The sequence below is a fragment of the Pseudomonas sp. JY-Q genome (genome assembly GCF_001655295.1).
Classification (GTDB): Bacteria; Pseudomonadota; Gammaproteobacteria; order Pseudomonadales; family Pseudomonadaceae; genus Aquipseudomonas; species Aquipseudomonas alloputida.
This window is the reverse complement of record NZ_CP011525.1, coordinates 2,670,005-2,682,046: the sequence shown is the minus strand read 5'-3', so window position 1 is coordinate 2,682,046 and position 12,042 is coordinate 2,670,005. Positions and strand designations below refer to the sequence as shown.

The window sequence follows — 12,042 nt, the reverse complement described above, 5'->3', positions numbered from 1 at the left end:
GGCTCAATCCCCCGCCGCCACATCCACCACTTTCCAGCTGTCGTCCGGGTCGAAGCGTTTCATCTCCTTCGCCAGCCTGTCGCCATGCGGCCCGAGGTCTTTCTCGAACACTTGGCCGTCATGGCTGATCATGAAGCTCATCACCCCGGTGTCGTCGTACTTGGCCGGCCAGGCGACCATGGCGAAGCCACGGCTCATCTGGTTACCGATCAGGTAGCTGTAGGCACCGCCCGGGGCGGATGGGCCCTGTGCATCCAGGATGCGGAAGTGGTAGCCATACCAGGCGTCACCGACCACATCCTGGCCGAACAGCGGACCCAACGGGCTGACGTCACCGTCGCCATCGTCATCCCAATACAGCCCGTCATGCTTGCCCGGCTCGCTGAAAATCCTCTGTGCGTACTCCAGCGCACCATTGCCGTTATGGTCCTGGGTGGCGTAGTCCATTTGCGCATCGTGATAGGCCAGCAGCGACTGCAGAACACCCAGCTCGTTGCGCCCGATACGACGGGCGCGGATTTCGGCACTGCCCGCCTTGAGGTCGAAGCGCCAGCCCTGGCTGGTTCTGGTCAGCGGTATGGGCAAGGTCCAGTGACCGGTGCCCACCGCCAGGATGGCCTTGCCCTCGCCTGACATGTCGATGCTGTGCTGTGCGCGATACTGCTCCAGAAAGGTATCCACATCGCTGCGTTGCACACCACCGCGCGGTATGTAGGTGCGCCAGTCATCGCCCAGCAACTGGGCCAGGCGGGCTTCATCAGGTTTTTCCTGGCCCAGCGCCGCAACAAAGGCTTCCACGGCCTTCTCCGGCGTTGGGAAGGTTTGCTGGGCAGCGGCCATGAACGACCAGGCCAAACCTGCCGTCAGCAGCAATGCAGCCAGTGTTGGGCGCTTCATCGACGGCCTCCTGCGCCGCGACGCGCGGGCGCACTGGGCCGGGAGATCGGGTGCCCGGCGGCACGAGACGCACCTGGCCGCTGAGCGAACGACTGGCTGGTATGGCCGCGGTTGGCCTGCACGCTGGTGCGCGACGGCGAGCGCACACCGTCGAAGGCATTGTTGCGGGCACGGCCTGCCGTATTGGCAGGACGGCTCTGCGCCGGCTGCCGCACCTGGCCGTCGCCCTGCCGGCGTTGATTGGCCAGGTTGCCGTTCTGCTGGCGGCCTTGGTCATTGCGGGTTTCCTGCCGACGGTCAGTCGCCCGCGCGCCATCATCACGGGACGGCATGCGGTTGCCGTCGGGATTGCCTGCCTTGGCCTCGCGCATTTGCTCGCGGGCCTGACGGTTACTGGTAGCCGGCCGTTCGATACCTGCGCGGTCCATCGATGCCCTGGCTTTGTCTCGGGCCTGGGCCCGTTGGGCGTCGTCGCCGCGGAACGCGGTGCGCTGAGTGGCACCGTCCAGCTGGCGGCCGTACTGCTGACGGCTGCGAGAGTCGCGGTATGGCACACCGTCGCGGTTGGCGGCATTGTGCTGCCATTTGTTCTGGTTGTTGGTGATGCGGTTGTTGACGTTGAGGTTGTTGTAGCGGTTGACGTCAATGTCGATGTCATTGTTGTCCCAGTCGCAATCGCCCCACAGCGAGGCGACAATTGCCACGCCGGTACCGAAGGCCAGGCCGGCCACCAGCGCGGAACCGGGGTAGTACATGGGCGGCGGCGGGTAATACACCGGCGGCGAGGCCGGGTAGGCCCAAGTGCCATAGGTGGTGGTCGGGTTATAGCTGGGCACATACACCACTTGCGGGTCGGCCGGCTCGATGACGATGGTGGTGGGCGGGCTGCTGGCCGCTGCCCCTTGGGTGCTACTGCCGCTGGCGGCTGGCGCAGGTGCGGTCTGCACGGTTACGTTCTGGTACTGGCTGCTCTGCAGATTGCCGGCGGCCTGCGCCTGGTGGCGCAAACGCTGCACGCTGCCCATGACATCATCGGGCTGGGCGAGGAAAGCATCGCCCAGGCGCTGCACCCAGACCGGGTCCTGGCCAAGCGTTGCCAGCACCTGCGGGAAGGCCACCAGTGCCTGTACGCTAGGGTCCCAGGGCTGCTTGGCCACTTGCCTGACCGCATCGTCGCCGGTGGCCTTGGGGTTGGCCTTGGACCAGGTCACGGCTTCATTGACCTGCCCCGGGTAGGTTGACGCCATCAGCACCTGAGCCAGCAACTGATCAGGGTACAAGGCAATGGGGGCCAGCATCTGGTCCAGTTGCTCCTGGGAGAACACCGGGTCCTTGGCCACGGGCGTGGCAGCGGATGGCGCCGGATCCGGCGCGGGCACGTCTTCGGCCAGCACCAGGCCCGGGGCAGCGCTCAGGCAAAGCAGTGCCGACAGGACAGCAAACAATGGCATGCGCATCGCTTATCCCCATGAGGTCAGACCGCGTGGGTTAAGGGTAGCAATGGCAGTGCTTTTGACCAGACGAGGGGACGCTAACTTTTCGCGCTTCAACGGTGGGATGGTTGATGCATTTGAGTCTATAGGTGGGCTTCGCCGGAACCGTCGATAGTCACTATCGAGCGGGGCAATTTCTAACGAACGCTGTGGCCGCATAACCTAGCGCCATCCCCACGCTGCTTCCTAGACTGCCCTGGAGCTAACCAATGAATACCTTGGCCCGCCAGCTGTCCGCCACCCTTGTCGTTTTTGCCATCGCCGTGATCAGCGGCTGTGCCAGCCACCCTGAACTGCGCCCGTACACCGCCGAGGAAACCCGCCAGTTGCAACTGGAAGCCTTGCAGCGCCGCGGCCTGTCACTGGACAATTACGAGCAGCAACGGCGGGTGATCCTGCGTGCCGGTAACCTGCCTGTCGTGACCGAGGCTGCCGACGCTGAACCTTCGACCAAAGGCTGAACGGGCTAACCGGCGGTTCCCTCCCTCCACTTGCGCAGGTATCCTCTACCGCTCAACCGCAAGCCTTCCAGGACGGAGACCATGATCAGGCCCCTTCTGTTGCTGAGTGCTGCGCTGCTTTTAAGCCCCGCGTCGCAAGCCCAGCAGATGAAACGCCAACTGGGCGATTTCGACTTCACACTCGGCACCACCCCCTCACGCAGCATGGCGCAAGGGCTTATCTCACCCAGTGCCGTTGGCGCATTCCATGGCGGGCTAGACCTCAGCCACCCCAATGGCTGGTACCTGGGCCAGTACGCCCCAAGCATGGGCGTCACCCCTGACTCGACCCTGCGCCTGGACAGCTACCTGGGCTACAAGCACCATTTCGACAGCAGCCTGGGCTACGAGGTAGGGCTGATCCATTACAGTCAGCCCAATATCGCAGGCCCCGACAGCTACGCCCTGTATGGGGGGATTTCGGTGCTGGGCAGCCGCTTCGGCGGGGCGCTGCGCGACACCCCCGACAACCGCACGGGCACGCTGTTCGCCGACTTCGGCCATCTGCCGATGTTCGACGTCGACTTCACCGTCAAGCTCGCCCACCACCGCCTGGGCACGCCGTTCACCATTGGCGATGGCAGCCAGGTGAATACCTTTTCCGATTGGTCACTGGAGCTGTCGCGGCCCTGGCTGGGCATCGACCTGAACCTGATCTACAGCAACTCCAGCCTGAGTGGCGCGAGCTGCGATGCCTATTCGGGCATCAATACCTATTGCGACAGCGTGGTCACACTCAAGGCCCAGCGCAGCTTTTTTTAACGGCGCGGCGCCAGCGCCAGGGCAATGCCGCCCAACACCACCACACAGGCGATCAACAAGCGCAACGACACCGACTCGCCGATCAGGGCAACCCCGCCCAGTGCGGCAATCACCGGCACGCTGAGCTGCAGGGTCGCCGCCTGTTGCGCACTGATCTGCCTGACCACGCCATACCAAACGGCATAGCCTGCGCCAGAAGCCAGCACACCGGAACCCAAGGCATACAACAAGCCAAGTGGCGTGAGGTGCGGGCCGGCCCCCAGCAACAGCATCGGTAGCAGCAGCACCAGGCACGGCAAGCTGCGGGCAAAATTGCCGGCAGTGTCGGCCAGCGGCCTGGGCGAGCCTTTGCCCAGTAGCGTATATACCCCCCAGGCCACACCGGACAGGGCCATCAGCAAGCCACTGGCCAACGGCGGCGCCGAGACGCCAGGCAACAGCAGCACCAGCAGGCCGGCAAAGGCGATCAGCATGCCCAGCAGCATGCGTACCGTGATGTGTTCGCCCCTGTACCACGCGAAGCCGAACATAGTGATCTGCACGGCACCGAACAGCAACAACGCCCCCACCCCTGCCCCCAGTTGCAGGTACGCCGCAGAAAACAGGAACGCGTACAGGAACAGGGCCAAGCCGCCCCACCAACTGCCGCCCATGGTGTGCACCGGGCTGCGCAGGCGAATCAGCAACAGCAGAAACAGCGCACCACTGGCCAGGCGGACCATGGTGAAGGACACCGGGTCGATGGCCCCGTCCTTCAGCGCCAGCCGGCAGAACACCGAGTTGGCGGCAAACGCCACCAGGCTGAAAAGGGCAGGCCAAAGCCAGGCGCTGGTCTTGCGGTCAGTAAGCGTGGTCGTGCCTGTACTCATGGTGTGGTCACCTCTGAGTGGGATTGTTGTTATAGCGGCATTTAGTCAGGACCGGCACCGATATACAAGGAAGAATCCACCGTGGAGGATGGCACCGGCTACGCCGGTGTTCGCGGGTAAACCCGCGCCTACGGGCGACCGCGCCGGCTTTTCAGGTTTTGAGCAAGACGGCGGCTACTGCTTCGATCTCCACCAGCATGCCGTCCAGCGCCAGCCGGGGCACCGGTATCAGCGTGCAGGTCGGTTTCATGTGCGCCCCCCAGGCCCTGTCGGCCTCGGCCACCCATTGGTGCAGGCGCGCTTCGGAGTGCTCGACAATCAGCAGGGTCAGCTTGAACACCTGGGCCAGGCTGGCACCTTTCGACGCCAGGGCCCGTTCCAGGTTGGCCAGCGCCTGCCGGGCCTGTTCGGCGAATACGGGTGACAACTGGCCCTGGCTATCCTCCCCACCCTGACCGGCGATGAACAGCAGACGGCTGTCAGCGCGCACTTCGGCGACATGGGAGTAGGCGTTGCCACTGGGGTCGTAGAGGCCTTCGGGGTTGCTTAGCTGGAATGCGCTTGATGGGGTCACGACAAGCCCTTGCTCGGTTGGAAGAGCGTCGGAGTATCGGACCTTAAGTTAACTCGAGGTCAAGCCTGAAGTAGGACATTTCGTACAAGGCATCGTCATGTTGGAACCAAGCGTGTGTTTGCGCAGCGGCTGTCAGGCCTTAGATTGCAAAGCCCGGCATGGAGGCCTTTAACCAACAAGGAAAAACCGATGAGCAAATTTGATTTTCAGCTGGCCTATACCATCAAGCCGCACAGCGCTCCACGCGATGAAACCGATGCGGCACAGGCACGTCTGCACCTGCGGGAAAAGCTCGGCCTGGACACCGTCGAGCACATTGAAACCACGCTGCTTGGCATGATCACGCTCAATGGCACCACCCTCGCTGACCGCAAGCGGGAAGCTGAAAAGCTGGTCCGCGATTACATCCATGACGCGCTCAAGGAACTGCGCGTACTGTCCACCGTGAAGTTCTACGGCTGCCTGATGGTGGACGGGCTGGGGCCAGCCATGCGTTTCGACATCCTGCCCAAATGACCCTCGACGGCCTCAGGCGCCCCCGCGCCCGAGGCCGCAAACCGTCATTTTTCCTGCAGCACCGCCCTGCCCTTCACCGCCCGCGGCCCGCGCCAGGCCCAGAACAGCAAACCGGGGAAAGGTGCGTAGACCACGAAGACGATCCACAGCATCTTGCGCTCGGCGCGCCGTTCACTGCCGATGATGTGCCAGATGGCCCAGATCTCCAGCAGAATGACCAAGGCTGCGATGATGATCCAGATCGTACCGATTTCCATGAGCGCTCTCCCAATGGCATGTATTGGGTTGGGTTGCTGCAAGCGCTGAGGGTTCAGATTGATTTGACTCGCGCCTCTTTGCAGGCGCGGCGAAAAGGCCTTATTGCCGTGGTGCATTCTCCAGCGCAGCCTTCAACGCCGCTGCATCGGTGAACGCCCGCTGGCTGACCAGCACGCCCTGCTGCAGTTGTAACCACTGCACCTGGCCCTCCTGCCCGGGGTAACGGCTCGCCACTCGCCCATCACGGTCGAGCAGCACCCGGTAGCTGTAATCGCGCATGGCCGGGACAGCGAAGAGTTTGCTGATCAGCGCAGGCATGCGCTGAATGTCGGCCACGAATACAGCGGCGCGTGCTTCCAGGTAGCCCTTGGGCTGCTCGGCCAGTGCCGCCTTGACCAGCTTGGCACCGTCCATATCGCGCGCCACCAGCAGTATCTGCGTGTCGGCAGCAAGGCTGTAGGCCTGGTCGTACTGGTCGAGCAGTGTGAACGGGGCAAGCTTGTCGCCCTGCTCCAGGGCGTTGGCCAGCAACGGCAACAGGCTGAGCAACACTACAGCGGCATATCTCATCAGGGGCATCCTCAATGACGGAAGGTCAGCATAGCGGTAAAGCGCCAGGACAGGCAGGTTTGCCTGAACACGACCTGTAATACGACACAGCCACCCGGGAGATTGTCTTTCCTCCGGGCACCGTCCACACTCTGCGGGCCAGCCAGGAAGCGGAGTTCAGAGTGCCCACGCCACGCCAGTTCAGCCAAAAGACCAGCACCAGCAACATGCTACGGCTCAAAACAAGCAGCGCCAATGCCCAGGCGCCCTATCGGGTCGACTTTATCCTGCTCGAACACTTCTCGATGGCCAGTTTCACGGTGGCCATGGACGTACTGGTCACGGCCAACCTGCTACGTGCCGACAGCTTCCGGTTCACCCCGCTGTCGCTGGACGGCGACCGGGTGCTCAGCGACCTGGGGCTGGAACTGGTGGCCACCGAGCTGTCCGCCGCGGCGCTGAAGGAGCTGGACCTGTTGGTGGTCTGTGGCGGCTTGCGCACACCACTCAAGTACCCGGAACTCGATCGCCTGCTGGACGATTGCGCGGCCCACGGCATGGCCTTGGGCGGCTTGTGGAACGGCGCCTGGTTCCTTGGCCGTGCCGGGGTGCTGGACGACTACGGTTGCAGCATCCACCCCGAGCAACGTGCCAGCCTGTCGGAGCGCAGCCCGCAAACCCGCATCACCCCGGCCAGCTTTACCCTCGACCGTGACCGCCTCAGCGCCGCCAGCCCCAATGGCGCCATGGAGCTGATGCTGGGCCTGGTACGCCGGCTGTATGGTGATGGCCTGGCCGAAGGCGTCGAGGAAATCCTGTCATTCTCCGGTGCGCGCTACCGCCAGGTGGGTCCTGGGGCGAAGAAGTCCATGAGCCTGCACCTGCGCACCATTGTCGAGCTGATGGAGAACAACCTCGAGGAAACCCTCAGCCTCGACCAGCTGGCCGCCTACAGCGGGCGCTCGCGGCGGCAGATCGACCGCCTGTTCCAGGCCCAGCTGGGCACGTCGCCCCGGCGCTATTACATGGAGCTGCGCATCACCAAGAGCCGCCGGCTGCTGCAGTATTCCGACCTGTCGGTAATGGAAGTGGCAGTGGCCTGCGGGTTTGTCTCGGTGTCGCACTTCAGCAAGTGCTATGCGGCGTATTTCGGCTACCCGCCGTCGCGGGAGCAACGGCTGGGCGAGTGACCGAGGCCCTTTGAGTCTGCCCAGGCGCTCGAGCAATCTCAGGTACGAGGTTCGAGCTGGATATACCGCAATACCGCATCACAGATCATGGCTTTGTGGCGCAGCTTTACCTGCTCATCAGACAGGTCGATCTGGAAGATCTCGCCAAAGGTATGGCGGTTCGACACCCGGTAGAAGCAGAACGAGCTCATCAGCATGTGCAGGTCGATGACCTCGATGCCGGCGCGGAACACGCCTTCCTGAACGCCACGGCGCAGGGTGTTGCCCAGGGCCTCCAGCACCAGGCTGCTCATTTCGCGAATGGCCGGCGACTGCTTGACGTACTCGCCATAGTGGATGTTTTCGGTGCAGATGATGCGCACGAAATCGACGTTGCGGTCATGGTGATCGAAGGTGAACTCCACCAGCCGGCGGATCGCCTGCTCAGCCGGTAACGACTCCAGATCCAGGCTCTGTTCGGTCTTGCGGATATCCCCGTACAACTTCACCAGGCACTCGCAATACAGCTGCTCCTTGCTGCCGAAGTAGTAGTAGATCATGCGCTTGGAAGTGGCGGTGCGTTCGGCGATGGCGTCGACGCGGGCGCCGGCCAGCCCTTGCTGAACGAACTCGTTGATGGCGGCCTGGAGGATGTCCTCGCGTGTTTTCTCAGGGTTGTTCTTGCGCGTTTTGCGCACCCCTTCGGTTTCAGGCTGGCCGAGGCCGACTACGGAATCACTCATACCCACTCACAGGCTGTTTATTGGAATGCCGGGATTATCCGTTAGCGCGGCCATGCAGGGAAGCACGCTGTTGGTCGGGTAGCCATGATGCCTTGGGCTCAAGCAGCGCGGTCAGCCTGCGGGCACTGATCATCAGCCAGGCGCACAGTCAGTTACGCTGGGCAGTCGCAGTCGCGGGCGCCGGCGCGGGCGTCAGGCGCAGCACGCGGTTACGCCCACCTTCAGCGAGCAGATAACCCCCGACACCATCGGCGATGATCGCCTGCGGAGCCTTGAGGAAAGTCAGCACAGTTTGCTGGCTGCCATCGGCATCGATGCGCAGCAGGCGCGCACGGTGTGTGTTGTCCTCGCTGATCCATAGGCCACGTTGATCACAATACAAGAATGTAGGGTTACGCAGACCGTCGACCACCACCGGGTCGCTGCCATCGTCGGACAGGGAGCGGACCCTGCCATTGGCCTTTTCGGTGTACAGCAGGCGGCCGTCGCTGCAGCGGGTCAGGCCTTCGGTTTCGGTCAGGCCGGACCGCAGTACATCCAGCTGCCCGCTGCTCCAGTCATAGCGCATCAGGCGACCATTGCCCTTGCGGTCTTCGATGGCATAAAGATAGTTGCCTTCGTTCCAGAGGCCTTGCACGCTCTCGCCGTCGAACAGCCGGGTGACCTGGCCATCGCGGGACAGGCTGACAGGTGCCAGGCCACCTTCCTGGCTGAACACCCAGCCGCCCTGCGCCGCGACCATACCGTCGGGCTTGGACAGGTTATCGATCAGCACGACGCGCTCGCCCGTAGCCGTGATCTTGAGGATGCTGCCCCGGCCGTCATCCAGTTCACGGCTGACCAGCAGGCTGCCATCCGTTTGCGGTAACAGCGAGGCGGCTTTGGTTACGTCGCGATGCAACACCTCAACATCCCAGCCGGTAGCGGCCTGAACCGGGTAGAAACTCTGCCACGCGAAGAAGCCCAAGGTGGCCGCGAGCAGGCCGGAGGTAGCAGTCAAGGCGATGCGGGCGCTGCGCTTGCGCAGGATGTGCGGCATGAAGGGGGCTCCTCGGAATCGTTGCGGATCCTAGCAAGCGAATGTGAAAAAAATGTCGAAAGCTGCACAAACGGGTGCTGCAGGACCCGCCGATCTCAGCCCATGGCGCCTCCAACAACGATAGGCACCCCGCTACTAAAAACAAAAGGATATAAAAATAACTAAACAATCTAACAAACTGGAATATATAAATTGAAAGCCAAACGCCACCTCCTTAGTCTGGGCAGATCGCCTCTCACCCGATTCAAGGAGCAATGCCCATGCCCAAACATGCCTTCTCCCCATTACGCCGTCTGCTGATCGGCGGTTTACTGGCCAGCGTCGCCAGCGCCCTGCTGCCCTGGTCCGAAGCCATTGCCGACGACGCCAGGACACTGCGCATCGGCTACCAGAAATTCAACAGCATCAACATCCTCAAAGGCAGCGGCGCCCTGGAGAAGGCCCTGGCACCGCAAGGTGTGAAGGTCAGCTGGCATGAGTTCGCCGCAGGCCCCCAGCTCCTGGAGGCACTGAGCACCGGCGCCATCGACCTCGGCCACGCAGCCGATGCCCCCTCGGTGTTCGCCCAGGCCGCCGGCAAGCCTGTGGTCTACCTGGCCGCCGAACAACCCTACCCACGCGGCATTGGCCTGGTCGTGCGCGAGCAGGACCACCTGGCCAGTGTGCAGGACCTGAAAGGCAAGCGCGTGGCCACCGGCCGCGGCTGGAATGCCCAATACCTGCTGGCCGTAGCCCTGCAGCAGGCTGGGCTCAGTTACAAGGACATTACCCCCGCCTACGTCAACAATGCCGCCGATGCCGTGGCCGCCTTGCAATCGGGCAGCGTGCAGGCCGTGACCCTGTGGGACCCGTTCCTCGCCGCCGCAGAAAGCCAGCCAGGGTTGAAAAACCTGCGCGACGGCAGCGGCCTGTCCAACAACCGCACCTTCTACCTGTCCACAGCCCGCTATGCCGACGAGCACCGTGCACTGCTGAAAACCTTCTTTGCCGAGCTGAGCAAGGTCAGCCAGTGGGCCAACGCCAAGCCCGCCGAAGTGGCCGCGCTGCTGGCACCGCAGCTGGGGATCAGCACCCAGGTGCTGGAAGTGGCCAGCGAACGGCGCAACTACAACGCCGTCGCTATCACCCCGCAGATCGTTGCCGAACAACAGAAGCTGGCGGACACCTTCCAGGGCCTGGGCCTGATTCCACGCAAGCTACAGGTGGCCGAAGCGGTCTACCCGGCTTCCGTGTTGCCTTGAACGGAGCGCGCTGACCATGCCTCGCCCGATCCGCTTCAACGCCTTCAGCATGAACGCTGCCAGCCACCAGTCCCCTGGGCTGTGGCGCCATCCGCGCAACACCAGTGTGGCGTTCAACCGCCTAAGTTACTGGACCGACCTGGCCCGCCTGCTCGAGCGCGGCCTGTTCGACGCCCTGTTCATCGCCGATGTGCTGGGTATCTACGACGTCTATCAAGGCAGCCCGCAAGCCGCCCTGCGCGGTGGCGTGCAGGTGCCGGTCAATGATCCGCTGCTGCTGGTGCCGGCAATGGCCGGGGTGACCGAGCACCTGGGTTTTGGTGTCACCTTTTCGCTGACCTACGAACACCCCTACCCCTTCGCCCGGCGCATGTCCACGCTCGACCACCTGAGCAATGGCCGGGTCGGCTGGAACATCGTCACCGGGTATCTGGACAGCGCTGCGCGCAACCTCGGCCTGGCGCGTCAACTGGGCCACGACCAACGCTACGACCTGGCCGAGGAATACCTGCAAGTGCTGTACAAACTGTGGGAGAATAGCTGGGACGACGACGCCGTGCTGCTGGAGCGTGAAAGCGGGCGCTATATCGAACCCTCGCGGGTACACCCGATCAACCATGTGGGCGAGCACTTCCAGGTGCCCGGCATGCACCTGTGCCAGCCGTCGCCGCAACGCACCCCGGTGTTGTTCCAGGCCGGTGCGTCGGCACGCGGCCAGCAGTTTGCAGCACGGCATGCCGAATGCGTGTTCATCAGCGGGCCAACGCCGACGGTGTTGCGCCGCTACGCCGACGGCATCCGCCAGGCCTGCGAAGCGGCCGGGCGTGGCCGTGACGAAGTGCTGATCTACGCCCAGGCGCTGTTGATTGTCGCCCCCACGCGGGAAGAAGCCGAGGCCCGCTTTAACGACTATCGCCGCTATGTCGACCTGGACGCTGCCCTGGCGCTGCTGTCAGGCTGGACCGGTATCGACTTCGCCGGCCTCGACCCCGATGCACCGATCGAGTACGTCGAGAACGATGCTGGCCGTGCTGCCCTGGCAGCCTTTACCGCCGCCGACCCCACTCGCCGCTGGACCGTACGCGAAGCCGCCGAGTTCGTTGGCCTGGGCGGTCGCGGCCCCGTGCTGATCGGCGCTGCCAGCGAGGTGGCCGACCAGCTGGAAACCTGGCTGGACCATACCGGCATCGACGGTTTCAACCTGACCTACGCCGTGCAACCGGACGACCTGGCCAATGTGGTCGACCTGCTGGTGCCCGAGCTGCAACGGCGCGGCCGCTACCCGCTGAGCTACACAGAGGGCCCCCTGCGCCACAAGCTGTTCGGCCGCGGCGGCCAGCTGCCCGAACGGCACGTTGGGCGCCAGGTCAGCATTCAGCGATCAAATACCGGGTATTCCAACATTTAATTTGTGGATGCCACGCACTCGACC

14 protein-coding genes are annotated in these 12,042 nt (G+C 63.5%); 6 read left to right on the top strand and 8 right to left on the bottom strand.

Annotated elements, in window-relative coordinates; genetic code table 11:
- Positions 1-3: 3 nt before the first annotated feature.
- Positions 4-897 (bottom strand): DUF2950 domain-containing protein, encoded by an 894-nt coding sequence (locus tag AA098_RS12190; protein ID WP_064614266.1) that lies wholly within the window; start codon positions 895-897, stop codon positions 4-6.
- Positions 894-2,354, bottom strand: a complete 1,461-nt coding sequence (locus AA098_RS12185; protein ID WP_064614265.1) for a DUF3300 domain-containing protein — start codon at positions 2,352-2,354, stop codon at positions 894-896. Before AA098_RS12185 ends, AA098_RS12190 begins: the two co-directional genes overlap by 4 nt.
- Positions 2,355-2,599: 245 nt before the next feature.
- On the opposite strand from AA098_RS12185, the gene AA098_RS12180 reads away from it, so the two are divergent.
- Both AA098_RS12180 and AA098_RS12175 read left to right on the top strand, forming a co-directional pair.
- Complete coding sequence (locus AA098_RS12180) at positions 2,600-2,851, top strand: hypothetical protein (protein WP_064614264.1); 252 nt, start codon at positions 2,600-2,602, stop codon at positions 2,849-2,851.
- A gap of 81 nt (positions 2,852-2,932) precedes the next feature.
- Entirely contained in the window at positions 2,933-3,652 is a 720-nt protein-coding gene (locus tag AA098_RS12175) for a TorF family putative porin (protein WP_064614263.1), read from the top strand.
- On the opposite strand, the gene AA098_RS12170 is transcribed toward AA098_RS12175, so the two are convergent.
- A complete protein-coding gene (locus AA098_RS12170; protein ID WP_064614262.1) occupies positions 3,649-4,521 on the bottom strand; it encodes a DMT family transporter in 873 nt (290 codons plus the stop codon). The genes AA098_RS12175 and AA098_RS12170 overlap by 4 nt on opposite strands.
- 151 nt (positions 4,522-4,672) lie before the next feature.
- The gene (locus AA098_RS12165; RefSeq protein ID WP_010954380.1) at positions 4,673-5,095 is read right to left on the bottom strand and encodes a RidA family protein; all 423 of its coding nucleotides are present in this window, start codon (positions 5,093-5,095) and stop codon (positions 4,673-4,675) included.
- 189 nt (positions 5,096-5,284) lie between these two features.
- Here AA098_RS12165 and AA098_RS12160 point away from each other — a divergent pair, with 189 nt between their 5' ends.
- Positions 5,285-5,611, top strand: a complete 327-nt coding sequence (locus AA098_RS12160) for a hypothetical protein (protein ID WP_003247879.1) — start codon at positions 5,285-5,287, stop codon at positions 5,609-5,611.
- Between the two features lie 44 nt (positions 5,612-5,655).
- Here AA098_RS12160 and AA098_RS12155 read toward each other — a convergent pair whose 3' ends face one another.
- Both AA098_RS12155 and AA098_RS12150 read right to left on the bottom strand, forming a co-directional pair.
- Entirely contained in the window at positions 5,656-5,868 is a 213-nt protein-coding gene (locus tag AA098_RS12155) for a PLDc N-terminal domain-containing protein (RefSeq protein WP_003247877.1), read from the bottom strand.
- 100 nt (positions 5,869-5,968) lie between these two features.
- Positions 5,969-6,439, bottom strand: coding sequence for a hypothetical protein (locus tag AA098_RS12150; protein ID WP_012052122.1), 471 nt, complete (start codon positions 6,437-6,439; stop codon positions 5,969-5,971).
- 161 nt (positions 6,440-6,600) lie between these two features.
- Here AA098_RS12150 and AA098_RS12145 point away from each other — a divergent pair, with 161 nt between their 5' ends.
- Complete coding sequence (locus tag AA098_RS12145; protein WP_004577025.1) at positions 6,601-7,608, top strand: GlxA family transcriptional regulator; 1,008 nt, start codon at positions 6,601-6,603, stop codon at positions 7,606-7,608.
- Positions 7,609-7,646: 38 nt separating this feature from the next.
- Here AA098_RS12145 and AA098_RS12140 read toward each other — a convergent pair whose 3' ends face one another.
- Entirely contained in the window at positions 7,647-8,330 is a 684-nt protein-coding gene (locus tag AA098_RS12140; RefSeq protein ID WP_003247872.1) for a TetR/AcrR family transcriptional regulator, read from the bottom strand.
- A 148-nt stretch (positions 8,331-8,478) separates the two neighbouring features.
- On the bottom strand, positions 8,479-9,369 hold the full coding sequence (locus tag AA098_RS12135; RefSeq protein WP_064614261.1) for a hypothetical protein: 891 nt from the start codon (positions 9,367-9,369) through the stop codon (positions 8,479-8,481).
- Between the two features lie 260 nt (positions 9,370-9,629).
- Here AA098_RS12135 and AA098_RS12130 point away from each other — a divergent pair, with 260 nt between their 5' ends.
- A complete protein-coding gene (locus AA098_RS12130) occupies positions 9,630-10,610 on the top strand; it encodes an aliphatic sulfonate ABC transporter substrate-binding protein (RefSeq protein ID WP_003247868.1) in 981 nt (326 codons plus the stop codon).
- 16 nt (positions 10,611-10,626) lie between these two features.
- Entirely contained in the window at positions 10,627-12,018 is a 1,392-nt protein-coding gene (locus AA098_RS12125; RefSeq protein WP_064614260.1) for an LLM class flavin-dependent oxidoreductase, read from the top strand.
- Positions 12,019-12,042 lie beyond the last annotated feature (24 nt).

What these genes read in the sequence shown, in the direction of transcription:
- AA098_RS12190 (WP_064614266.1), bottom strand. Translation starts at nt 897, where the DNA reads ATGAAGCGCCCAACACTGGCTGCATTGCTGCTGACGGCAGGTTTGGCC.
- AA098_RS12185 (WP_064614265.1), bottom strand. Translation starts at nt 2,354, where the DNA reads ATGCGCATGCCATTGTTTGCTGTCCTGTCGGCACTGCTTTGCCTGAGC.
- AA098_RS12180 (WP_064614264.1), top strand. Translation starts at nt 2,600, where the DNA reads ATGAATACCTTGGCCCGCCAGCTGTCCGCCACCCTTGTCGTTTTTGCC.
- AA098_RS12175 (WP_064614263.1), top strand. Translation starts at nt 2,933, where the DNA reads ATGATCAGGCCCCTTCTGTTGCTGAGTGCTGCGCTGCTTTTAAGCCCC.
- AA098_RS12170 (WP_064614262.1), bottom strand. Translation starts at nt 4,521, where the DNA reads ATGAGTACAGGCACGACCACGCTTACTGACCGCAAGACCAGCGCCTGG.
- AA098_RS12160 (WP_003247879.1), top strand. Translation starts at nt 5,285, where the DNA reads ATGAGCAAATTTGATTTTCAGCTGGCCTATACCATCAAGCCGCACAGC.
- AA098_RS12155 (WP_003247877.1), bottom strand. Translation starts at nt 5,868, where the DNA reads ATGGAAATCGGTACGATCTGGATCATCATCGCAGCCTTGGTCATTCTG.
- AA098_RS12150 (WP_012052122.1), bottom strand. Translation starts at nt 6,439, where the DNA reads ATGAGATATGCCGCTGTAGTGTTGCTCAGCCTGTTGCCGTTGCTGGCC.
- AA098_RS12140 (WP_003247872.1), bottom strand. Translation starts at nt 8,330, where the DNA reads ATGAGTGATTCCGTAGTCGGCCTCGGCCAGCCTGAAACCGAAGGGGTG.
- AA098_RS12135 (WP_064614261.1), bottom strand. Translation starts at nt 9,369, where the DNA reads ATGCCGCACATCCTGCGCAAGCGCAGCGCCCGCATCGCCTTGACTGCT.
- AA098_RS12130 (WP_003247868.1), top strand. Translation starts at nt 9,630, where the DNA reads ATGCCCAAACATGCCTTCTCCCCATTACGCCGTCTGCTGATCGGCGGT.
- AA098_RS12125 (WP_064614260.1), top strand. Translation starts at nt 10,627, where the DNA reads ATGCCTCGCCCGATCCGCTTCAACGCCTTCAGCATGAACGCTGCCAGC.